General features: G+C 66.8%; 20 protein-coding genes. 6 read left to right on the top strand and 14 right to left on the bottom strand.

The window, feature by feature from the left end; all coding sequences use genetic code 11:
- Window position 1: 1 nt before the first annotated feature.
- The 5 genes from ABZS66_RS38780 to ABZS66_RS38760 form a co-directional block, all read right to left on the bottom strand.
- Window positions 2-2,185: an acetate--CoA ligase family protein gene (locus ABZS66_RS38780; RefSeq protein WP_354766745.1), complete on the bottom strand. Its 2,184-nt coding sequence runs from the start codon at window positions 2,183-2,185 to the stop codon at window positions 2-4.
- Window positions 2,186-2,304: 119 nt separating this feature from the next.
- Window positions 2,305-3,540, bottom strand: a complete 1,236-nt coding sequence (locus ABZS66_RS38775; RefSeq protein ID WP_354766743.1) for a cytochrome P450 — start codon at window positions 3,538-3,540, stop codon at window positions 2,305-2,307.
- Window positions 3,534-4,304, bottom strand: a complete 771-nt coding sequence (locus tag ABZS66_RS38770) for an ABC transporter ATP-binding protein (RefSeq protein ID WP_354766741.1) — start codon at window positions 4,302-4,304, stop codon at window positions 3,534-3,536. Before ABZS66_RS38770 ends, ABZS66_RS38775 begins: the two co-directional genes overlap by 7 nt.
- Window positions 4,301-6,205, bottom strand: a complete 1,905-nt coding sequence (locus ABZS66_RS38765; protein WP_354766739.1) for a branched-chain amino acid ABC transporter ATP-binding protein/permease — start codon at window positions 6,203-6,205, stop codon at window positions 4,301-4,303. Before ABZS66_RS38765 ends, ABZS66_RS38770 begins: the two co-directional genes overlap by 4 nt.
- Window positions 6,202-7,065, bottom strand: coding sequence for a branched-chain amino acid ABC transporter permease (locus ABZS66_RS38760; RefSeq protein WP_354766737.1), 864 nt, complete (start codon window positions 7,063-7,065; stop codon window positions 6,202-6,204). The genes ABZS66_RS38765 and ABZS66_RS38760 overlap by 4 nt, the downstream gene beginning before the upstream one ends.
- Window positions 7,066-7,257: 192 nt before the next feature.
- On the opposite strand from ABZS66_RS38760, the gene ABZS66_RS38755 reads away from it, so the two are divergent.
- The 3 genes from ABZS66_RS38755 to ABZS66_RS38745 are packed head-to-tail and all read left to right on the top strand — an operon-like array spanning window position 7,258 to window position 9,709.
- Complete coding sequence (locus tag ABZS66_RS38755; RefSeq protein WP_354766735.1) at window positions 7,258-7,767, top strand: VOC family protein; 510 nt, start codon at window positions 7,258-7,260, stop codon at window positions 7,765-7,767.
- Window positions 7,764-8,936: a CoA transferase gene (locus ABZS66_RS38750; RefSeq protein WP_354766733.1), complete on the top strand. Its 1,173-nt coding sequence runs from the start codon at window positions 7,764-7,766 to the stop codon at window positions 8,934-8,936. Before ABZS66_RS38755 ends, ABZS66_RS38750 begins: the two co-directional genes overlap by 4 nt.
- Entirely contained in the window at window positions 8,933-9,709 is a 777-nt protein-coding gene (locus ABZS66_RS38745; RefSeq protein WP_354766731.1) for a hypothetical protein, read from the top strand. Before ABZS66_RS38750 ends, ABZS66_RS38745 begins: the two co-directional genes overlap by 4 nt.
- Here the strand turns inward: ABZS66_RS38745 and ABZS66_RS38740 are convergent.
- The 7 genes from ABZS66_RS38740 to ABZS66_RS38710 form a co-directional block, all read right to left on the bottom strand.
- Window positions 9,668-11,056: an MFS transporter gene (locus ABZS66_RS38740; protein ID WP_354766729.1), complete on the bottom strand. Its 1,389-nt coding sequence runs from the start codon at window positions 11,054-11,056 to the stop codon at window positions 9,668-9,670. The genes ABZS66_RS38745 and ABZS66_RS38740 overlap by 42 nt on opposite strands.
- Before the next feature lie 53 nt (window positions 11,057-11,109).
- Window positions 11,110-12,354, bottom strand: coding sequence for a cytochrome P450 (locus ABZS66_RS38735; RefSeq protein WP_354766728.1), 1,245 nt, complete (start codon window positions 12,352-12,354; stop codon window positions 11,110-11,112).
- Window positions 12,351-13,211 carry an SDR family NAD(P)-dependent oxidoreductase gene (locus ABZS66_RS38730; protein ID WP_354766727.1) on the bottom strand — a complete coding sequence of 287 codons (861 nt, stop codon included), beginning with the start codon at window positions 13,209-13,211 and terminating at the stop codon, window positions 12,351-12,353. Before ABZS66_RS38730 ends, ABZS66_RS38735 begins: the two co-directional genes overlap by 4 nt.
- A gap of 56 nt (window positions 13,212-13,267) precedes the next feature.
- Window positions 13,268-14,515 (bottom strand): cytochrome P450, encoded by a 1,248-nt coding sequence (locus ABZS66_RS38725; protein ID WP_354766725.1) that lies wholly within the window; start codon window positions 14,513-14,515, stop codon window positions 13,268-13,270.
- Entirely contained in the window at window positions 14,512-15,504 is a 993-nt protein-coding gene (locus ABZS66_RS38720; RefSeq protein WP_354766723.1) for an NADP-dependent oxidoreductase, read from the bottom strand. Before ABZS66_RS38720 ends, ABZS66_RS38725 begins: the two co-directional genes overlap by 4 nt.
- 202 nt (window positions 15,505-15,706) lie before the next feature.
- On the bottom strand, window positions 15,707-16,789 hold the full coding sequence (locus ABZS66_RS38715) for an acyl-CoA dehydrogenase family protein (RefSeq protein WP_354766721.1): 1,083 nt from the start codon (window positions 16,787-16,789) through the stop codon (window positions 15,707-15,709).
- Window positions 16,790-16,792: 3 nt separating this feature from the next.
- Window positions 16,793-17,944 carry an acyl-CoA dehydrogenase family protein gene (locus ABZS66_RS38710; protein ID WP_354766719.1) on the bottom strand — a complete coding sequence of 384 codons (1,152 nt, stop codon included), beginning with the start codon at window positions 17,942-17,944 and terminating at the stop codon, window positions 16,793-16,795.
- 595 nt (window positions 17,945-18,539) lie between these two features.
- Between ABZS66_RS38710 and ABZS66_RS38705 the strand changes: the two genes are divergently transcribed.
- Complete coding sequence (locus tag ABZS66_RS38705) at window positions 18,540-19,754, top strand: MFS transporter (RefSeq protein WP_354766717.1); 1,215 nt, start codon at window positions 18,540-18,542, stop codon at window positions 19,752-19,754.
- Here ABZS66_RS38705 and ABZS66_RS38700 read toward each other — a convergent pair.
- Complete coding sequence (locus tag ABZS66_RS38700; protein WP_354766715.1) at window positions 19,723-20,484, bottom strand: SDR family NAD(P)-dependent oxidoreductase; 762 nt, start codon at window positions 20,482-20,484, stop codon at window positions 19,723-19,725. The genes ABZS66_RS38705 and ABZS66_RS38700 overlap by 32 nt on opposite strands.
- 496 nt (window positions 20,485-20,980) lie before the next feature.
- On the opposite strand from ABZS66_RS38700, the gene ABZS66_RS38695 reads away from it, so the two are divergent.
- The gene (locus tag ABZS66_RS38695) at window positions 20,981-21,151 is read left to right on the top strand and encodes a hypothetical protein (RefSeq protein WP_354766713.1); all 171 of its coding nucleotides are present in this window, start codon (window positions 20,981-20,983) and stop codon (window positions 21,149-21,151) included.
- Window positions 21,152-21,266: 115 nt separating this feature from the next.
- Entirely contained in the window at window positions 21,267-21,725 is a 459-nt protein-coding gene (locus tag ABZS66_RS38690; RefSeq protein ID WP_354766711.1) for an alpha/beta fold hydrolase, read from the top strand.
- 161 nt (window positions 21,726-21,886) lie between these two features.
- Here ABZS66_RS38690 and ABZS66_RS38685 read toward each other — a convergent pair whose 3' ends face one another.
- The gene (locus tag ABZS66_RS38685; protein WP_354766709.1) at window positions 21,887-22,303 is read right to left on the bottom strand and encodes a hypothetical protein; all 417 of its coding nucleotides are present in this window, start codon (window positions 22,301-22,303) and stop codon (window positions 21,887-21,889) included.
- Window positions 22,304-22,530 lie beyond the last annotated feature (227 nt).

Raw genomic sequence — 22,530 nt, 5'->3', positions numbered from 1 at the left:
CTCATGCGTCCTCCCCCACGGTGGTCGTGACGAGCACGTCAAGCGCCTCCACGCGGCTGCCGGTGATGCGGAGCGGGTTGACTTCCAGGGTGTCCAGATCCGGCCCGACGGACAGGGCGGCCCGGCCGATCGCCACGATGGCCCCGCTCAGCGCGTCGAGGTCGGCCGCCTGCGTTCCGCGGGCGCCGCGCAGCAGTTCGGCACCCTTGAGCTCCTCGAGCATCCGCCGCACCTCCTGAGCGCTGACCGGCAGCACCCGCAGGCTGGTGTCCTGCAGAACCTCCACCCAGATGCCTCCGAGACCCACGGCCAGCACCGGCCCGAAGGTCGGGTCGACGGTGATCCCGACCAGCAGCTCCTGACCGGGCTCCCGCATCGGCGAGACGAGCACGCCGCGAAGGTCGGCGTCGGGAACGTTGTGCGCCACCGTTGCCATGATTGAGTCGTACGTCGTCGCTGCGGCCTCGGCGCCTTCGACGCCCAGGACGACTCCGCCGACGTCGGACTTGTGCGCGATTGCCCGCGAGCAGATCTTCATCGCCACGGAGCCGCCGAGCTTCACCGCCGCATCGGCGGCCTCGGCCGCGGATTTCACCAGGTAGGCCGGGACGATCGGGACGCCAGCGGCCTCGAGCAGGGCACGCCCCTCGTCCTCGGCCCAGGTCCGGGCCGTCGGGCCGTCGGCGACGACGGCAGCGGAGGGCAGTTCCTCGGTCGTGCTCACCAGCAGCGAGTTCCGTTGCTCGACCCACCGCACCACATGGCCGAGGGAGGTGACCGCCAGGTCGACGCCGGGCAGCAGGAAGAGGTTGTTCGCGGAGAGCAGTGACTGAGCATACGGCGAGACGTCGAGGCAGGTGTTCGAGGAGAGGAAGACCGGCACCGGTGCCGCGGCCACGATCCCGCCGATGATCTTCATTCGGCTCTCGATGAACGTCGGGTCCTCCGGGCGCTCGTCCGGCAGTGGCGTCATCATCGAGAACATGAAGTCGATGCCGGCGTCGTCGACGGCGATCTCCATCAGGTCGTCCTCAGCCTTGGTCGGACGGGGCCTGGCTCGCGCGTGACCAAAGCCGGTGGTGTCGAGCGGGTTGAGGATCGAGGCGAACTCGGGGAGGTGCTCGGCGAGCTTGGACCGGGTGTCCTCCTGCCAGGCCGGCAGTGCGAGATTGTTGAACGAGGCGAGGTCGGCGATGATGTTGCAACCGCCGCCCGAGGAGGTCACGACGCCCATGCGGCGGCCTTGCGGCAGGCGCGGGCTGTAGCCGAACACCCCAGCGGTTGCGACCAACTCCTCGACGCTCTCGACGCGGACCATGCCCGCCTGCCGGAACGCCGCGTCGACGACGGCGTCGTCGGTGGCCATCGCACCGGTGTGGGCCATGGCCGAGCGCATGCCTGCTTCGCTGCGCCCGGCCTTGTAGACCACGATCGGCTTGCCGGCCCGCAGCGCCTTCGCGCCGAGCTCGAAGAGGCGGTCCGGCTCGCGCACGGTCTCCAGGAACAGTGCGATGGCGCGTGTGCTGTCGTCCTCGATCAGGTAGTCCAGAACGTCGAGACTCGTCAGCACGGCCGAATTGCCTACCGACGCCCACAGGGTCGACCCCACGCCGTGTGCCTGCGCGAACTGATACGTCGCCCGCGCCATCGAGCCGCTCTCGAACACGGCACCGACCGGGCCCGCAACGGGTGCGGACTGTGTGGCAACGGCCCAGGGCGCCACGCCGTCCACTGCGTTGATGAACCCGATGGTGTTCGGGCCCATGACTGTCAGGTCGAGCTCGACCGCGCGCTCCGCCAGTCGGCGCTGCCGATCACGTCCGTCGGCTCCGGTCTCCCCGTAGCCGGAGGCGAGGACGACAGCGTTCTTGATGCCGGCAGCGGCGGCGTCCTCGAGGATCGGGTCGACGCGGTTCGGGCCCACCATGATGTAGGCCATGTCGACGGGCTCGTCGAGGTCGCGCAGGGTCGGAACGGTCGCCTGCCCGAAGATCTCCTCGTACTTGGGGTGGACGAAGCGAACGTCCTTCACTCCGCCACCGAGCTCGATCGCGTTGAGGAGATTCTGCGCCCAGCTGGAGCTTGGCGATGCGCCCACAACCGCGATGCTGCGAGCGCCGAAGAAGCGGCGCAGCCGGTCCGGCTCGACAACCGAGCGTCGTGCTGCGTAGTCAACGGTGAGCATGAGGCGTAACTCCTCGAGCGTCAGGCGAGTTGCTTAGCATAGTGAAGTATTCTACATGTCCCGAGGTCGGGCAAGTGCCGAGCTTGATTCCGGCCGGTAACCTGTCCGCTGCGTCCGCGTCAGAGGACGACGCGGAGCTCGGCCGGGGAACGCATCTTGATGCCGCGGTCGCGGACAACGAACCCGTCCGCAAGGCGCATGGCAGGGAACCGCTCCTGCAGAATCCGCAGCGAGCAGGTCAGTTCCGCGCGGGCGACCAACGCACCGAGACAGAAGTGCCGGCCGTGGCCGAACGCAAAGTGCTCCCCTGTACTGGTGAAGGCACGTGCGTGATCGACGTCCTCGCGCGCGGGATTGAAGACGTCGGGCTGAGAGTATCGACGTTCGTCCCTGTTGGCTGAGGCCATCACCAGGATGACGAACGTGTCCGCAGGAATAGTTCCGCTCGGCAGGTCGACGACCGCAGAGGTGACCCGTCCGTTCAGCTGAGAGGGGGGCGTCAGCCGCAACGTCTCGCTGATCGCCGCCGACACCATGCCGGAATCCAGCCGAGTCGCTTCCCACCACCGTCTGTCGCGAAGGAGATGGTGCAGCAGATTCGCAATCGTCCGGTCCGTGGTCTCGGAGCCCGCATTGAGCAAGTGGGTCACATGAGTCATGACCTCGACGTCGTCGAGCGGGCCGGACGGCGTCTCGGCACGCGCGAGCACCGAGATGAGGTCGTCCCCATCGCCCCGGCGCCGCTGCTGCACCAGCGGCAGGAGGTACTCGCGCAGCTCCACGAGCGCCTCGACGCCCCTCCGTTCGACTGCCGGATCCCCACCGAGATTGGAGAGAAAGGCGCTCTGCGCGGAATACCAGGAGTAGAAGCGCGCATGGTCCTCGTGCGGCAGCCCCAACATGTCCGCTATCACGTAGACCGGAAGGTATCGGGCGAACGCGGTCACCACGTCGACCTCGTCTCCAGGTGACCAGCACCGCGCCAATCGGTGCGTCGCATTTTCCACGGCCCCATCGACGATGGCCGCAACGTTCCGCTCGATCGAAGGTACCCAGCCGTCCAGACCGTGCCCACGGAAGTGCGGCGTCAGGATGCCGCGGATTCGCGCATGCTCCGCGCCGTCCAGCTGCAGCAGTGTCCGCCCCATGACAGGCTCGAGCTGCCAGGCGTAGTTCGCAGTGGTCACCGCCGGATTACGATACGCGGCCAAGACGTCTGCGTGCCGGGTGATCAGCAACGCCCCCGTGCTCTCGTCATGATGCAGAGGGTCGACATTGCGCAGCCGCCGATAGAAGGCATACGGGTCCACCTCGACCTTGGGGTCGAGAAGCTGAGGGACCTCGCCGCTCAGCACGACGCCGCGCCCGCAGCCACGGCCGGCGGCCGTTTGCCATCCGATCCGAAGTAGGCGGCATGGAGCTCGGCTCCCTGGAGCGAGGACGGTGTTCCCGTGGCAGCGATCCGACCGTCGCGAAGGACGATCATCCGCTCGCAAGCGCTGGCCACCCGATCGCTGTTCTGCTCGACAACCAGCATGGAGATGCCCGCAGCCTGCAGTGACCGCAGAGATGAGTAGATCTTCTCGACCACGACGGGTGCGAGACCAAGCGACGGCTCATCGAGCAGCAGGAGCTTGGGCCGCTGGATGATGGCGCGGGCCAAGGAGAGCATCTGCTGCTCTCCTCCGGACAGCAGACCGGCAAGCTGGGTGCGTCGTTCGGCAAGGATCGGAAAGAGCCCGTAGACTAGATCCTGCACTTCGGCGATCTGGCGTCGCACGGCGCGTCGGCTCAGCCGCATAGCGGAAATCTGAAGGTTCTCCTCGACCGTAAGCGGACGAAGCACACGATGCCCCTCCGGCAGGATCACGATCCCCTTGCGCACGCTGGCAGCGGTCGACGACCCATTCATACGGGTGCCGCGGAACGAGACCTCTCCCGACCTCGGCCTGAGCCCGCCGCTGAGGGCTCGCATCAGGGTCGTCTTCCCGGCGCCGTTCATCCCGACCAGGCCGAGCAGCTCGCCCTCGTTGAGCGCGAAGGAAGCGTCATGCAGGACGGGCTGATGGTCGCCGTAGCCGACCGTCAGGTTGCGTACGTCGAGAAGCGGTGTGCTCATCCGGGGACCCCCAGGTAGGCGGAGATGACCTCTTGCTGCGCGAAGACCTCGTTGGGCGGGCCTTCGGCGATGACCTGGCCGTGGTCCAGGACGTAGACGCGATCACAGGCGCCAGTGATGAGAGGAAGGTTGTGGTCGACCAGGACCACGCCGAGATCGCGGGCACCGAGCGCCCGAACGGTCGCGGCGACTTCCTCGCGTTCGAACTCGGTCAGACCGGCACCAGGCTCATCGAGCAGCAGGAATGCAGGGTCGAGCATCAGGTTGCGCGCGATCTCGACCAAACGGAGCACGCCGTACGGCTGGTCTCCGGCAAGGCTGTGGGCGCGGTCAGCGAGGGCAAGGTCGGTGAGCAACGTCATCGCCCGGTCGCGGCCGGCGAGCGCCTGCTTTCGAGCCGCTGGACTCAGCAACGACTGACGGAACCACCCGACCTTGCCGATGCCGTCTCCGGCGAGCATGACGTTTTCCAACAGTGTCAGCTCGGGGATGATCTTCGGGCTCTGGAACGTCCGGCCGATTCCCGACTGGACGAGCTTCTGCGGAGGCGTACCGAGAATCTCTTCGCCACCGAGACGGATCGAGCCGGTCGCCCGGACATCCCCGGTGATCGCGTTGAGCAGGGTTGTCTTGCCGGCACCGTTCGGGCCGATGAGCCCGACGACCTCGCCGGTTGCGAAGGAGATCGAGACGTCGTTGACCGCCGTGTTGCCGCCGAAGGCGACCGAGATGCCACGCGCCTCTACCCGTAAGTCCCGATGTACGGCCTTGACCGAGGCGGCGAGGTTGTGTGTCACGGTCTCAGTGAGGGCGTCGCCACCTCCACCTGGATCATCCGGCTCGAGCTCATCGGTGGACTCGACCGAATCTGGTCGCCGTCGCCGGACGATCCACTTCATGAGATTGTCCAGCCAGCCGGCGATGCCTCCGCGGGTAAGGACGACGAGCACCAGAATGCCCACACCGTAGACCAGGTCCTGGGCTTGGCTGGTGGCAAGCGAGAGCTCGTCCATCAACAGGATGGCGACGACGCCGAAGACGGGACCGAGGAAATACCCGGCGCCGCCGAGGATCGCGGCGAGCAACAGCGCAACCAGGCGGGTGAAACTGAAGGTTTCGAGGTCGATCACCAGCTGGAAGTGGGCGAAGAGGACGCCGGCCAGCCCTGCGAGCGCACCTGAGAGCGCGAAAGCAACGAGCCGGGTCGAGTCGGGTGAGACACCCACTGCGGCGAGAACACGGGGACCCTCGCGCAGCGCGGTCAGCTTGCGCCGCATCGCTGAGCGGTGGATGCGTAGCACGAGCTCGTACGTGAGCCACGCGAAGAAGGCAGCAAGCCAGTAGTACGACAGGAAACCTCCGGTGAGCTCGTGACCGAACAACGTCGGCAACGGAATCGCATAGATGCCGATCGTGCCGCCACTGAACTTCTCCCAGTTCGCCGTGATCTCGGCGAGCGCAAGCGCGAACGCTAGCGTCTGGATGGCGAGAAACAGTTCGTTGAGGCCCCTCGTCGGAACCGCCACCAGGACAGACAGCGCGGTGGTGACCGCAATCGAGATCGCAAGCGCCGGCCAGAAGGGCATCCCGAACTGGACCTCGAGGTAGACGCTGGTGAACGCACCAAGGCCGTAGGTGATGACAATCGAGAGGTTGAAGATGCCCGCGTAGCCGTACACGATGTTGAACGCCGCCGTGAGGATATAGGCGATGACGGCAGCGGTCGCCAGGTGGACGAAGTAGTCGTTGCCACCGGCGATGAGCCCAATGATCACCAGGACCAGCGGCCCTGCGACATGTTTGGCCCACGCCGAAGTCAGTGCCTGGCTCAGTCCGCCGGCCTTGTGAGAGGCGCCGCCCACCTTGCGCCCAGTGGCCTTGTCCAGTCCGATGGTGCTCATACGCGCTCTGCCGTTCCGCGGAAGGTGAACAGCCCTGTCGGCCGCACGAGCAACACCAGGGACAGGATCACGAGGAGTGAGGTCAGGTGGTAACCGGCAGCAATGTGCTGGTCGGTAAGCGTCATCACTAAGCCGGCCACGACGGCACCGCCCACCGCGCCGAAGAGGCTTCCGAGCCCGCCGATCACGGCACCGACGAGGCTGAGGACGAGGAGGGTCGGTGCCACGTCCACCGAGACACTGGCGAGAGACGCCTGGAAGATGCCTCCGATTACCAGGCAGGCGCCCGAAACGACCCACGCGAGCAGCTCGAACCGCATCGTGCGGACGCCGTACACCTGTGCCAGTTCGTGGTCGAAGGAGACGGCCGCGAGGTTGTGCCCGATCAGCGTCCTGTCGAACAAGAACCACATCACCAGCAGGAGGAGGATCGACAAGCCAATGACCAGCAGCCGCTGCTTCGAGGTCTCGTAGGTGCCGATCGAGACGGACCCACGGATCCAGGGCTGGACGATCGAGGGCTCTCCGCCGAACCATGTCCGGGTCAAGAAGTTGAGGAGCAGGCCGAAGCCGAGCGTTGCGAGGGTGAGGCCGATGACCGGCACTCCCTTGCGCTGCGCAGGCACGATCGCGATCGCGTAGCACAGAGCGCCCAGGATGCCGCCGGCCACGATCGTGAGGACAACGCCGACAGCGCCGTTGCTCGCCCCCCAAGACGCGCACGCAGTGCCGGCGAAGACGCAGAAGCTCCCCGCGCCGAAGTTGACGACTCCGCTCACGCGGAACACCAGACTGACCGCCAGGACTAGCGGAATCAGCACCGCCGCCTGCGACAAGCTGGTCACGACCAGCGAGATCATGCGCTCTCCTCGTTGCCTCAGGAGTGACCCGTACAGAATCCTTCACATCGCTAACTTGTCTGAGACTGGGGTCACACGACACCTTCTGTCAAGGGCCGTGCAGAAACCTTCCACGTTGGCCGACATCGACCCTGCCACGGTTACTTAGCATGGTGTAGCGTCCGTGAGTGAACCACAGAGAGGGGCCTTGCCATGACCACCGAGCCACTGCTTCGGCTCTACCACACCGGCATCATCGTGGACAGCCTCGACAACGCGATGGCAGCCATGGGCGACGCCCTGCGCCTCGACTGGGCGCCGCCGCTGAGCTCCACCGTGCCGCTCGAATGCCCCGACGGCATCGTCGGGCGCGAGGTCCGGTTCACCTACTCGCTGCAGGGCCCGCACTTCATCGAGTTGCTCGAGCAGATCAACCCGGCTCCCTACCTCAACGTGACGGGTGGGCGCAGAGTCCACCACCTCGGCTACTACACCGATGACCTACGCGCTGCCGCGGCGATGCTCGAAGCCAAGGGTTACCGGCGCGAGCTGAACGGCGTTGACGAGGACGGCGGGATCGGCCGTGCCACCTTCCACTACAACCCGGAGTCACCCGGAATGTGGATCGAGCTCGTCTCGCACCAGGTGGCCAATCAGATCGACGGCTGGATCGCTGAGGCGGCGGCCGCGAAGGGCATCGCCTACGCCTCGCCGTTCGCATGAGCGGACCGCTCTCCGGCCTTCACATCCTCGACCTGTCAACGTATGTCGCCGGGCCTTCGGCGACGCTGGCGCTGGCCCAACTCGGGGCGGACGTCGTGCGCGTGGATCCCGTCGGCGGTGCGACCGACACGCGGCGCCTCCCGCGAAGCGCAGGCGGGACGAGCCTGTACTGGGCCGGCCTGAACAAGGGCAAACGTTCGGTCGAGGTCGATCTGAGGTCGGAGTCAGGACGCGACATAGTGCGCTCGCTCCTAGCGGCGCCTGGCAGCGGCCACGGCCTGCTGGTCACCAACGCCGTCGGACAGGAGTGGCTCGGTTACGAGAAGCTCAAGCAGGTCCGACCTGACGTCATCGTCGTTCACATCGCCGGCCGCGGCGACGGGCGCCCGGCCGTCGACTACACGATCAACTCTGAGGTGGGCCTGCCGTGGTTGACCGGGCCGGTGGACTCCTCGCTCCCGGTCAACCACGTGCTGCCCGCGTGGGACCTGCTCACTGGCTTGCACATTGCGCTGGCGCTCTTGGCAGCGCACGCCGAACGCGTCACCACGGGCCGCGGCCGACTTGTCGAAGTCAACCTCGCAGACGTCGCAGCCGCGACCATGGCCCACCTCGGCTTCGTCGCCGACGCGGTGGTAAACGGATCGGGACGGCTCCGCGACGGCAACTATCTCTATGGCAGCTACGGGTGCGACTTCGCGACCGCTGACGGCCGACGAGTCATGGTCGTCGCACTCACGGCTCGCCACTGGGACAAGCTGGTCGAGCTGACCGGGACACACGCCATTCTCCAGAGCCTTCAAATGACGCTCCGTGTGGACTTCGGCGAGGAGGCAGCACGATACGAGCACCGCGACCTCATCTCGGCGATCCTCGCGCCATGGTTCTCCGCTCACACCCACGCTGGAGCCGTCGCCGCACTTGACGCCGGCCACGTTCTGTGGGGCGACTACCGCACGATCGCCGAGTTCGTGAGCGACCCGATCGTGACCGCCAACGACCTCTTCCATCAAGTCGATCAGCCAGGCGTCGGATCCTTCCCGGTTCCGGGTCTTGTCACTCGATCGCCTGGATGGGGGCAGGACAAACCCGCTCCAGCGCCTCAGCTCGGCGCCGACAACGACGCGGTCGTCCGCGAGTGGCTGCAGGTCGAGGACTGGCCGATATGAGCACGGAGCGACTCTTCCTCACCTTCACGCACCTCACCGACATGACCCGGCACGCCGAGTACAACGCATGGCACCAGCTCGACCATCTGCCGGAGAACGAACTCCTGCCCGGCGTCGCCTGGGGGGACCGGTGGGTCCGCACCCCCGGCTGCGCGGCGGCCGGCCATGTCGGCGACACCGCCTTCGCACCGGTCCAGTACGCCGTCGCCTACGGCTTCCAAGCCCCGTTGGAGCCGGCGCTGCAGGCCTGGACCGACCTCAACCAGCGAGCGCTGTGGTGGGGGCGACGCCCGGAGCTGGCCTGGACCGAGCGGCGTCCCGTGGGCTTCTTCCATCCTGTCAAGGAATATGCGGCCGCACGCGTCCTCGTCTCGCCAGCTGCCATACCTCACCGACCACATCGGGGCGTCCACCTCACGCTGTCGCGGACTGCCGCTCCCTCGGTCCCCGCCGGCGCTGCCTACTTCGCGGCACTCGACCGCGACCTGATCCCGGCGATGCTTGCGATTCCTGGCGTTGCGGGTGCGGCGACGTACAGGTTCGCGGAAGGAGCAGGTGTGTTCGGGTCGCCGGCTACGGGCGGCGAGAGCGACCTGGTCGTTCGCATCCTCTATCTCGACGGCGACGTGCTGGAGACCAGCGCCCGCATCGAGGACGAACAGCCCGACTGGATCGGGCGTGCGAGCGCGCCCGGCGATGTCGAACACGTCCTGCTGAGCACCCCGATGCTGTCAATCCGCCCCTGGGAGTGGGACTGGTTCGAGGGCCGCTAGCCGCCGATCGCTGCGGACACGCCGGCTAGGCACGCTGCAGCTGACCACGACCGAGGCAACGCATGTGGCTGCACAGGCCACGGCGGCCCAGGTCAGCCCGGTCATGGTTGCCTCGCCGGCCGGGCCCGCGGCTGCACCGATCAGCGCAGCGGTGACAGCACTGCCTACCGCCCCGCCGACTGCTCGCAAGAGGATATTGACGCTCGTAGCGCTGCCCGTCTCTCCCGGCTCGACCGTATCCACGACGAGTCCGGGCAGGGTCCCGAACGTCGCCCCTGCCCCGCAGGACGTCAGCACAACCGCTAGCACCAACAGCGAGAGGCGCCCGTCGACCTTGATCAGCATCAGTGGTCCCAAGGCGCCAACGACACCCCCCGACGCAAGTGCAACCCGTCGGCCCCATACTCGCGCCACCGCGGTCGCGGCGCGGCTGCTCAAGTAGTTGCAGATGGCGATCGGGATCATCACCACGCCAATCGCGCTCAGGGTGAGCCCCACCCCGAACTGAGTACTTGTGGGCGCGAGGCCGATGCGCGTGATGAGCACTGGCGTGTTGTACAGACTCACCCCCATGAGCAAACCCGTGAGATGCGCCGCGAGCACGTTGCGCCGGGCGAACAAACGCAGCTCCACCAGCGGGTGCGCCACACGGAGCTCGAGCCGGACCCATAAGAGCAGCAGGACGAGGGCGAGCGCTCCGAGAACCAACACATTGGCGCTGGACCAGCCCCAGGAGTTGCCCTGACTGATAGCGAGCAGCGCGGATGCCGTGGCAGCGATCAGGACAACCGCGCCGCGCACATCCAGCTGAGAGCCGCGGTTCACCGGCACCGTCCCCGGCAACCCAGCAGCAACGGCCAGCGTGACGAGCAGCGCGAGCACCGCGGCACCACCGTAGGCCGCGCGCAGCCCGAAGTGGTCCGCCGTGAACGTCGTGACCGGGTAGGCGGCCCCGGCACCGAGCGCTGTGGTGATAGACAGGAGCGCGACCAGCCGCACGGCCGCCGCGCCGGTGACCAGGTCCCGGGCGCACGCGATGGTCATCGCGACCAGTGCCACCGCGATGCCTTGGAGCGCCCGGCCAGCGAGGAAGATCCCGAAGTGTGTCCCGAAGGCGGAGATCGCACATCCGAGCGTGACCAGTGCGCAGACCACCAGCATCGCGGGCCTGCGGCGGCGCCCGTCCGCCAGCCGACCGAGCAAGGGCGTCAGCGTGGCACCTACGAGCAAGGTGATCGTGTACGACCACTGAGATGCCTCGGCGCCAACGCCGAAGGTCTCTTGCACCTGTGGAACTAACGGAGCGCCAAGGGTGACAACCGCCGCCGACACGAGGGCGGTGCACACCAGGAGCGCCGATAATGTCCGCCCGCGAACCCCTGGTCCCAACGCCCGATCGCTCAGAGCGTCACCTTCAGGCTGCCGACCGACCGCATCTTCAAACCCGACCACTTGGGCTCGAACCCGTCGGCCAGCCGCATGTCGGGGAACCGGTCGAGGAGCACGTTCGACGCTATCTCGAGCTCGGACTTGGCCAGCATCGCACCGAGGCAGAAGTGCCGCCCGGAGCCGAAGGCGAACGTGTCGCCGGCCGCTGTGAAGGTCTTCTCGTGGGCGAGGTCAGTCCGGTGATAGTTGAACGTGTCCGGGTCGGCAAACCGATCCTCGTCACGGTTCGCCGAGGCCATGAGCAGCATCACCAAGGTGCCGGCGGGAAGGCGCATCCCGTGGATCTCGACTTCCTGGGTGATCTTGCGACCGTTCATCTGCGACGGCGGACTGATTCGCAGAGTCTCACTGATGGCCGGGATGACCTGCGAGCGGTCATCGCGCACCTCCTCGAACAGTTCTCGCTCGCGCAGGAGGTAGGCGAACATGCTTGCCAGCGCCTTGCCAGTGGTCTCCGAACCGGCGTTGAGCAGCTGCGTGATGTGCGTGAGGATCTCCGCGTCCTCGAGGCGCTCGCCGTCGATCTCGGCAGTGATCAGCCCGGAGATGAGGTCGTCGCCGAGGTTCGAGCGTCGGTCTTCGACCACCGGGGCAAGATAGTCCCACAGCTCCTTGGTCGCCTGACGACCACTTTCGTCGATCTCCGGGTCGCGGGCGAGGTTGCCGAGGAACGCGACGTGACGGCCGTACCAGTTGAAGAACCTGTCGTAGTCACTGTGCGGCAGTCCGAGCATATCGGTGATCACGTAGACCGGCAGGTAGTAGCCGAAATCGGCCAGGAGATCGACCGTGTTGCCCGGCCGGAAGCCGCGCATTATGTGTTCGGATGCCGACGCGACGGAGCGGTCCAGGATCGTCGCTACATTGCGCGCGATGACCGGCGCCCACTTCTCCAGGCCCTTGCCACGGAAGTACGGCGTCACCAGAGCCCTCTTGCGACTATGTTCCGCGCCGTCCATCTGCAGCATCGACCGCCCGAACACGGGCTGCAGGCTGACTTCGTAGTTCTGGGTGGAGAACAACGGGTTTCGGTAGGCGAACCCGACGTCCGCGTGCTTGGCGATCAGGTAGCCCTGATAGCCGTCGTCCCAGTGGACAGGGTCCTCGGCCCGAAGCCGGCGATAAAATGCATCGGGGTCGGCAGCGACCTCGGGTGAGAGGAATCCGGGCAGCGTCTCAGCGGCGGTGTTGTTCATCGGGTCGTCGCCTCCTGTGCGATCTCGTCGAGTCGGTATCCAGGCGTACCCCCGGTAAGCGGCATAACGGTCAGGGAGAGTCCGCCGTCCACGGGCAGGTCGACGCCGGTGATGTGCCCGGCCTGCGGGCCGGCGAGGAAAAGCACGGCCCGGGCGATGTCCTCGACGTGTCCGATCTTCCGCATCGGCGAGACGGCCTCCCGGTAGCGTCGGTTCGCCCTGGCGGCAACATCCTCAGGGTCGCCGAACGACCTGCGTGTGAGGCCCGTGTCCGTCGGGCCCGGCGAGACGCAGTTGGCGCGGATGCCGTAGCGGCCCCATTCGACGGCCATCTGCTGAATCATCACCTTCAGTGCCGCCTTGCTGGCGCTGTACATACCGAGCGGCGGCGTCGGATGGGTCGCGGAGATCGATGCCGTCGCGACGATCGAACCGCGCGAGTCACGCAACGCTGGGAAGGCCGCCCGGGCCAGCACGAAGGTCGCGCGGGTGTTGATGTCGAAGGTCCGCTGGTAGGTCTCGAGGCTGAGATCCTCGAGCGCGTCGACCGAGCTGATCCCGGCGTTACTCACGAGGGTGTCGAGACCGCCGAAGACCGAGACCGCCTCTTCTACCGCCTTGCCGATGGCCGCCGGATCGGCCAGGTCGATGACCTGCGGCAGACACTCGGCCCCGGTCCCCCGTAGTTGCGAGGCGACCGACTTGACGGACTCTGCGTCGCGGTCCAGAAGTGCCAGCCGCACCTGGCCGGCTCCGTCGCTCTCGGCTGCCCGCGCCGCCAGGGTCGCCACCGCGCGCCCGATCCCACTGCCTGCACCCGTGATGACGTATCGCAACGGAACCTCCCGATCGTTCATTTAGCATTGTAAAATGTCACCATAGGAATGGCGCCCGCCACAGTCAAGGCGCATTCTCAGCCCAGGAGCCGAATCGGCAGAGCAAGGGGCGTTCGAAGCGAACGGCCGCCCCAGCGGAGGTCGGCTTCGACCAGCCTCGCATTGGGGAACCCGCGCACGATGGCGCCAAAGAGCGCTGTTGCCTCCATCCGAGCCAGACCGGCCCCTAAGCAGAAGTGCGGTCCGAGGCCGAGGGATACGTGCGCGCGACTGTCCGAGCGCTCTATGTCCAGCTCGTCTGCGCGCTCGAAGACCGCAGGATCCCGATTCGCCGCAGCGAGAACGCCGATGACGGTGTCGCCGGCCTCGACCAGCACGCCGCCGATTTCCCGACTCTCCTTCGCCACGTACGGAAGGAAGTGCGCCGGCGTGACAAACCGGAGCAACTCCTCCACCGCCGCCGGGACTCGCTCCGGCTCCGCCACCAGCCGGTCCCACTGATCCGGGTGGCGCAGCAGCTCAAGGAGGCCGATCGCAAGCAGGTTGCTGGTCGTCTCGTGGCCGGCGAAGATCATCAGCGCCATCATTGCCATCGCCTCCTCGTGGGAGACCATGCCGTTCTTCTCCGAATCCAGCAACGCAGCGACCAGGCCGGTCTCGGAGCCGCTCGCCTGCTGGCGCGCGACGAGTACATCGATGTAAGCCATCAGTTGTCGATAGGCATCATCAGCTTCGATCGCCGCCTTCTCGGAATCAGCGTTGAACTTGTTCTCGGCGATCTTCTGGGCCCAGGAATGCACCATGTCGAGGTCGTCGATCGGGATGCCCAGGAGGTCACCGAGGACCTGGAGAGGCAGGGAATAGGCGAACTTCTTGAAGTCGGCCTCACCCCCGCCCTCCGCCAGTGAGGTCAGATTGCGGTCGACCCGTTCATTCACCTTGTCCTGCATTTCGCGAGCCAGGTTGCGCGCCGAGAACGGCGGCTGGACCGCCCGTCGAACTCGTGGATGGTCCGGCGGATCCATCCGCACCAGTTGGTGGAACTCCTGGTCGAGAACACGGCCGAAGGCGGCGCGGCCGTGGGGGCTGAACTCCTGCTTCGCGCGTTCGTAGCGTGCGGACGTCTTCGTGCCCTGCCGGCTGTAGAGGATGTTGTTATCGCTGAGCAATTCTTGCACCTGCTGATGCCGGCTCAGAATCACCACGTCGCCCTGTTTCCAGACCGGGATCTCCTCGCGGAGCCTGTTCCAGGTCGGATACGGATCTGCGAGCTTGCGGCCGTCTCCGGCCAGCAGCGCGAGTACGTCGTCCTGCAGAGGGTTCACGCCTGCACCTCTACTACGAGCTTGCCGATGACGCGACCGGTGAGCATGTCGGCGAATGCCGGACCCGCGGCCGCCCAGCCGGACGCCACGTGAATCTCTTGGTCGAGCGTTCCCGATACGATCATGTCCGCGAGCGCACGGCGCGCGGCAGAGTTCTCCGAGGCGAAGTCAACGGCCCGGAAGCCCTGGATGGTCAGCGAACGGGTCACCAGTCTGAACCAGTTGTCCAGGGGCAACGGCGCGATCACGGCCCCACCGATGCCAGACATCTGCCCGCACAGGGCGACGCGGCCGAGCGGTTGCAACCGCTCGACGAGTCGCGCAGAAGCCTCACCCCACACGTTGTCGAAGACCGCGTGCAGCCCGTCGGGCGCCCAGCGATCCATCTCGGCCAGCCAGCCTGCGCAACGGTGGTCGACAGCGGTGATGCCGCGTCGCTTCAGACCATCCACCTTCTCAGGACCGCCCACGACGCCGAGGACATCAGCGCCGCTTGCAGCGATGAGCTGTGCAGCGACCTGGCCCACGCCACCGAAGGCGCCGGTCACGACGATCTTCTCGCCCGGACTCGGGCGCAGCACCCGCGTCACGCCGTGGTAGGCGGTCAGGCCGGTCAGTCCGAGCAGGCCGACTGCATGATGGAGCGCGACACCCGCCGGCGCGTCGTACCGCTCAGCCACCGTGGCCGGGAGGCATACCTTCGTGGCCCACGTGCCCGGCGCAATCACGGTGTCCCCCACGGCGAATTCCTCACTCCGGGACTCCGCAACGGTGCCGACAATGCCCGCGGGCGGGACGAAGCCGGCACCCTCCGACCGGAGACGGATCCGCTGCGAAGGATCCAGGGAGGCATACCGAACATCGACAACGATCTCACTGTCCGCCGGTCGCGGCAGCTCCCGCTCGATCACCACGAATGAGCCGGCGGTGATCGGAGCCGCACCATCGTGGGTGAGCCGGGCTTCGTGTGTCGTGACCGAAGCTGCCATGGGACCTCCTTCAAATCTCACAACAAGTTAGCATGGTTAATCGAATGCGCCACCCTCCTTCACAGGACAGCGCGAGCGACAAGGCCGCGTTCATCGTCGGCAGTTACACGTCCATCGGGAGCCTGGCCATCCGCGAGGTCGCGATCGACGAAGCGCCTCCGCGGGGTAGACCCGCTGACGAGCTCAGCGGTGGCAAAGCGCCCTACTGGAGAGGATCGACGGCTCGGTGGTCGCCGACGGTCGCCGCCAAGCGTGCGAGGTGGTGACGCCGATCGCCCAGCAGGTGCTCGATGGTGGTGAGCCGCATCGTGTAGTGGCCGACCTGGTACTCCATGGTCATGCCGATCCCACCGTGCAGCTGGATCGCCTCCTGGCCGATATGACGGCCGGACTCGGCAACCCGGAGCTTGGCTCGCGACGCAGCCTGAATGCCTTCGACCTCGTCGCCGTTCTCGAGCACCATTGACGCCCACAACACCGTGCTGCGCGCGAGCTCGAGTGAGACGTACATGTCGGAGGCCCGGAACGTGAGGTTCTGGAACGCTTTCAGCGGCTTCCCGAACTGGTGGCGGCTGCGCAGGTAGTCGCGGGTGATCTCCAACGCGCGCTCCATGGCACCGAGCGCCTCGTGGGCGTATGCCACCTGTGCACGCGCACGCGCATAGTTGATCAAGTCGGTTGCGTCGGCCGCCGGATCGCCGAGGGGTTCCGCGGCCATCCCGTCGAAGGACACTCGGGAGGCTCGCCCGCCGTCGTAGGTGCGGAACGATGTCCGCTTGCCATGCGTCGTCGTGAAGAGTGCCGGCGTTCCGTCGACGTCAGCGACCACGACGAGCAGGTCCGCGCGCGCGCCGTTGAGCACTGGCGAGACGCTGCCGTCCAACACCCAGACGTCACCGGTACGCCGAGCGGTAACCCTCGGACCGCCGACGTATGCCGGCAGAATAGTGCCGTCCGCGATCCTGGAGACGTCGGCGCCGGCTCGCGCGAGGAGTCCGCCGCAAAGCACAACGGCCTCGACGAAGGGCTCGGGAGCCAGCACGCGCCCGATCTCCTCCGCCACCAGCCCGACCTCGACGGGTCCAGCGCCCATGCCGCCGGCTCCTTCCAGGAAGGGCAGACCGAGAACTCCCATCTCGGCGAGGCGGGCCCACATGACTTCGTCGAAGCCCGGGTCGTTGGCGGTGGCGTCGCGGCGACCGTCGATCGTTGCGTAGGTCTTGCTCAGCAGGCTGCGTACCGCCTCGCGGATCGCGCGCTGCTCGTCGGTGTAGTCGAAGTCCATGTCTCAAAGTCCCAGGATCGTGCTGGCGATGATCTGTCGTTGCACCTCGTTGGAGCCGCCATAGATGCTGGCGGCCCGTAGATGGAGGTAGGTCGGAGCAGCTGGGCGCGTCCACGCAGGCGTTCCTGCGGCCGGGTCGGAGGACAGCCCCTGCTCGCCCGCGAGGTTGAGCACGAGCTCGGTGACCGCCTGCTGCAGCTCGGACCCTGCGAGCTTGAGCACAGACGAGGCAGGCTGGGCTTTGCCGTCAGCTGAGTCGGCGGCAACCCGGATCGACGTCAGCTCGATCGCCAGGAGGTCGTTCTCCAGCCGCGCGAACTCTGCTGCGAGGAGCAGGTCCTCGCGCAACCGGTCTCCTGCCCAGTGCTTGGCCTTCGCCAGCAGCCATTTGGTGCCGCCCACGCCGGCGATCCCCACGCGTTCGTTGCCGAGGAGGAACTTGGCGTAGTCCCACCCGTGGTTCTCCTGACCCACGAGGTTGTCGACAGGGACCCGGACGTCCTCGAAGAAGACCTCGTTCACGAGGCTCCCGCCGTCGATGAGCTGGATCGGCCGGACGGTGACGCCCGGCGTCGTCATGTCGATGAGGAGGAAGGAGATACCAGCCTGTCTGCGCGGTGCTGCGGGGTCGGTGCGCACCAAGGTGAAGATCCAGTCGCCGTACTGGGCATAGGAGGTCCAGATCTTCTGGCCGTTGACGACATAGTGGTTGCCGTCGCGCACGGCCGACGTGCGCAGGCTTGCGAGGTCCGATCCGGCGTCAGGCTCGGAAAAGCCCTGCGACCACCAGATGTCCGCGTTCCGGGTGGGCGGGAGGAAGCGCTCCTTGATCGCCTGCGATCCGAACGCGGCGATGACAGGGCCGACCATGGAGGCGTTGAAGGTGATCGGCGGTGGGACGCAGGCCAGTTGCATCTCCTCGTGCCAGATGTGCCGCTGAAGCGCAGTCCAGTCCTTGCCACCCCATTCGACGGGCCAGTTGGGGACGGCGAAGCCGGCAGCGTCGAGCGTTCGCATCGACTCGACCATCTGCTCCTTGGTGAGCTCCTCGCGGGCCGCCACCGTTTCCCGAATCTGTTGCGGCACCCGGGTGGTGAAGAACTCGCGCAGCTCAGCGCGGAAGGCCGCATCCTCAGGTGACAACCTCAGCTTCATGCCGCTCCTTCGAGGCGTTCATTGAGGACGGGAACAGCACCCTCGCGCAATCACTTAACGTCCCTAAGTAATCCCCCTCACCGTGGCACGGCTGACGAGTCGTGTCAAGGAGGTCCCCCGGGCGGACCGGGCGCCGGGCAACCCCACCACGCGCTGCCGGCCCCGTGGATCAGCACTCGATCGCCACGGCGTACACCCTGAGCACATAGGTCGTTGGCGATGGCGTTGGCCCGGCTGACGAACTCCCCGCAGGTGAGTCGTAGGTGACCGATCAGCACGACTCGCGGTCAAGGTGGACGGCTTTGGGGGTCCCGAAGCATCCATCCGAGCCGCCGCTCGTCCTACAGCCCGCTGCGACGGTACGACGCCTCCCACCTCTCGCGCCGGACCCGCCGCTCGTCGACCGTGTCATCATGCCACCTCCGGTGGTCCGCACCTCTGGATTGCTTGAGTTTGCCTCGTCGGCTGATCGCGGACCCCGGCGCTTGCGACGGCTTCCGGCCTTGCGCGGAACGAGGAATGTCCTAGGGTGCGATGTGATTGCTTCACATGGCGAAGCATTTGGTACGAGGCGGAGCCTTCGACGCGAGGAAAGATGACCTCTACAGAGATCCCGGTCGGACGGGCACAGAACTGGTTGGCTCCTGCCCTGCTGATGGGCGCCGCCGGGGGAGTCGCCATGGGCTTCGGGCGGCTCAGCTATGCGTTCGTCCTGGATGACATGGTCCGTGCCTACCTAGGCAGCTACTCTGTCGCAGGACTGATCGGCACCGCCAATCTGACGGGTTACGTCATCTCCGCGCTTCTGTCTGGCTTGCTGCTTCGTCGGTGGAGCCCAGAAGGGCTCTCGGTGCGCGGGCTTGCCGTATCGACCGCGTGTCTGTTCGTTTTCCCGTTGACCTCCACCCCGATGGTGGCCGGGTTGGTGATGCTGCTCCTGGGTGGTGCCGGTGGACTGGTGTGGATCTCCTCCGTGCCGATCGTGTCCAAGACCGTGCCCGCGAACCGACGTGGCGTGGCGTATGGCATCGCACTGTCGGGTGTAGGCGCCTCCGCGGTCCTCACGGGTGTCGTGGTCCGCGTTTGCCACGGACTGCTCGGTGACGCCGGCTGGCGCGCGACCTGGATCGTCGAGGGCTGCGGCGGCCTGCTCGTCCTCATCCTTGTCATCGCCTTCCTGGCGCACGGAGGCACTCCTGGCCCCGCGCAACAGGGGTCGCGCACGCTCATCGAACGGCCACCGGCGGGCATCACCGCAGCGTTGATCCTCTATCTCTGCTACGGCCTGATGCACGGGATCTTCTCCAACTACTACGTGGTCGCTGCACAGGAAGGCGGCACGCTCTCCCACGGGACGGCCACCACCGCGTTCTCGATCCTCGGGCTCACCAACCTATTCGGAGGCATGGTCCTCGGCCGGCTGTCCGACTCGTGGGGTCGCCGCCCGCTGCTGCTCCCGGGTCTCATTCTGCTGGCGGGCTGCTGCGCTGCCGTAACTCTGCACTCAGCCGGGCTCACGCTGGCCTCCAGCGCGATGTACGGGCTGCTCATGGGAGGGGTACCGGCCATCATCACCGCGGCCCTCGCCGATCAGCTCGCCCCGGCCGACCTGGCTCGCGGATATGCTGCGATCTCACTCGCCGTCGGACTTGGCCAGCTGCTCAGTCCACCGATCGGTGGGTGGCTCGCGGACAGAACGGGCGCCTTCACGGTCTCGTTCCTCCTTGCTACAGCGTTCGCCGTCATCGGCGCTGGCGCGGCCTTCGGAGCGTCCGGCCTCAGCAGGCGAGCCGGCCGCCATCGACGTTGATCACCTCTCCCACTACGTACGACGCCAGGTCGCTCACAAGGAACAGCGCCACCTTGGCGATCTCCACCGGCTCCCCCAGCCGTCCGAGTGGTGCCGGCACAGCCCCCTGGAAGATCGCGTGCGAGCGCCGGCTCATTGGGGTGTCGATCACGCCCGGCGCGATCGCGTTCACGCGGATTCCCTGCGGCGCCAACTCCTTCGCAGCCGAACGCATCAGGGCGTGCACTCCGCCCTTGGAGGCACTGTAGTGGGGCAGCCCGGCGAGGCCGTGGACGGCGGCCTCAGACCCGATCAGAACGATCGCGCCGCTCTGGCGGGGAATCATCAACTCGGCGGCAGCCTGCAGGACGAAGAAGGTGCCATCCAGGTTCACCGCCTGCATGCGGCGCCACTGCTCGCCACTGACCGCAGGTAGCGTCAGCACTGGCTCCCGACTCGAGGTCTGGTGAAACGCGAGGTCCTTGATGGCGGGGTCGTCCACGCCGGCGGCGTGGACAACCATGTCGATCGGACCCAGCTCCCGCTCGACATCAGCGAACGCAGTGCGAACTGCGTCGGCATCGGCCACGTCGACGCGCAGGCAGAGCGCCGCTGCGTCGTCCTCGTCCTTGGCGCTTGCCGAGTGGTCGATCGCCGCGACCCGCGCTCCCTCGTCGACAAAGAGCGCGCATATCGCGGCACCGATTCCCGACGCCGCACCGGTGATGAGTGCGATCTTGTCTTTGATCATGTCGTCGTCTCTCCTGTCCTGCGGCGCGGATCCGACGTCACAGGATCAGACCGTCGGCCGGTCGGCGCTCGACGCCTTCGTAGTAGATGTCGCGGGTGGCCCAGCCAGGCATTGAAGACGCCGGCGTGGCGCGTGACCAGGTAAGCGCGAGCACACTCGTCGTAGCGGACCGGCCCCTCATGGCCAAGCCGGCAGCAATTGGGAAACTCGATGACCGGTCCGATCGACACGACACCTCCCGTTCGTGGGCGACGCATTAGTTAGCGTGATGTAACAACTGGCATGATTGCGACGTGCGTCACGCGCTGTCAAGGCTCCGCCTTGGCCGAATCTGGCTGCAAAATGTCGCCCAGACGGCGCAGCCAGGGGGTTTCACGCACTCGACACGCCCCCTTGACAGCCATGGAATCGCCCACCAAGATGGCCAGAGAGAATAATTAACCTGACTAAGTAATTATCTCATCTGTTCGTGAGGGCGATGAAGGAGATCCAAAGAATGCAGCTCGAGAACACCGCGGCGATCGTCACCGGCGCAGCCTCGGGCCTGGGCGCGGCCACGGCGCATGCCCTGGCTGGCCGAAAGGTGCAGGTGTTCGGCTTCGACCTCCCCTCGGCGATCGAGCAGGCCGCCGAGATCGACGCCTCACCTACGTGGGGGTCGACGTGACCGACGCCGATCAGGTCGCGGCCGCTGTCGCAACCGCGGCATCGGCAGACTTCCCCCTCCGCTCGGGGGCGGTCGCAGCCTGGAGATCCTGCTGGTCGGCCCGGAGCACGGCCGGGTGCTCGTGCTGCACCTCGGCACGCCCGCCGGCCCTGTCGACCCGCCGGCGCTCACCGGCGCCGCGGCACAGCGCGGCCTGCGCACCGTGATCTGCGGCCGCCCCGGCCGCAGCGTCGCCGATGTGGCCGCCGACGTGACCGCGGTCCTCGACCACCTCGGCGCCGACCGTTTCGTCACGCTCGGCTGGTCCGGTGGCGGCCCGCACGCCCTCGCCTGCGTGGCCCTGCTCCCCGACCGGTGCGCCGCCGCCGCGACCCTCGCGGGCGTGGCACCCTTCGACGCCGGAGCGCCGGGGTGCCAACCTCAGTTCGCCGTCGAGGGCCACGACGAAGGTGAAGGGCTCGGCGAGTTCACCGCGGTCGTGCCCAGCAAGCCACCGCGCGAGGGCGGTAGCCGAATCGACCGCCACGGCGTCCACCCTCGCCACTCGTGGCGCAGCTCAGGCGGCCCAACGTAGCTGTACCGCCTGGCATGCACCACCGGGCGACCGTAGCCATTGGCGGCCGGAGACGTCCACACGAAATCCGAGCTGGCCTCACCGCGCGTGTCAAGCACCGCCCGGTCAGCGGCATGTCCGGACGCCGGGCCCTGCTCGTCCGGCCCGGTCCGAGGCCGGCATCAGACTTTGGCGCCCTCAGCTTCGGCGGTCGATCCAAGGACCAAAATTGTCGGCTCCCCGCCGGAGTCGTTTACCGCAAGAACACGGAAACCCGAGTGCCGGAGTACGTCGATCAACGCGTCACGCATGGACAGCGAGACTGAGCCATAAAGATCAACCACGGGGTCGTGGGTACGACCGGCTATCAAGCTGTCCCGAACAGCCTTCGACAGTTCAGGGGATGGCGTCCACCTGACATACACACCTCCGGCCTCGTCGTTGCCCGCGTCGATCTCCACTTCGGCGCCCCCTTCCACCGGCGCGCCTGGGCCCGGCCGGGCGCGCACGCCAGCGTAGGCGAGCGCCACGCAGACTCGTTCCGCCAAGGCGTGCCGGCCAACGAGAGCGGCATCATCGGCGCGCAAGTGCTCGAACATCCGAAATCACCAGGTCCTTTGGTGCGGCCCAACAGACAGCTCACAGAGAGATAGCACAACTCATTTCGCCGGAACGTAGATGCGCTCGCCCCGGCAGTTCAGGATGTTCCAGGCGCCACTGGAGTCAGTCACCGACCGTGACGAGCAGCGATTTGATGCGCGTGAACGGACGGCGGCATGACCGGAGACTGATCAAGGCACGCCGCAGATCAGGCGCGTCGAGCAAC

The sequence above is a fragment of the Dactylosporangium sp. NPDC005572 genome (assembly GCF_040605515.1).
GTDB lineage: Bacteria > Actinomycetota > Actinomycetes > Mycobacteriales > Micromonosporaceae > Dactylosporangium.
This window is presented reverse-complemented; position numbering and strand designations above follow the sequence as displayed.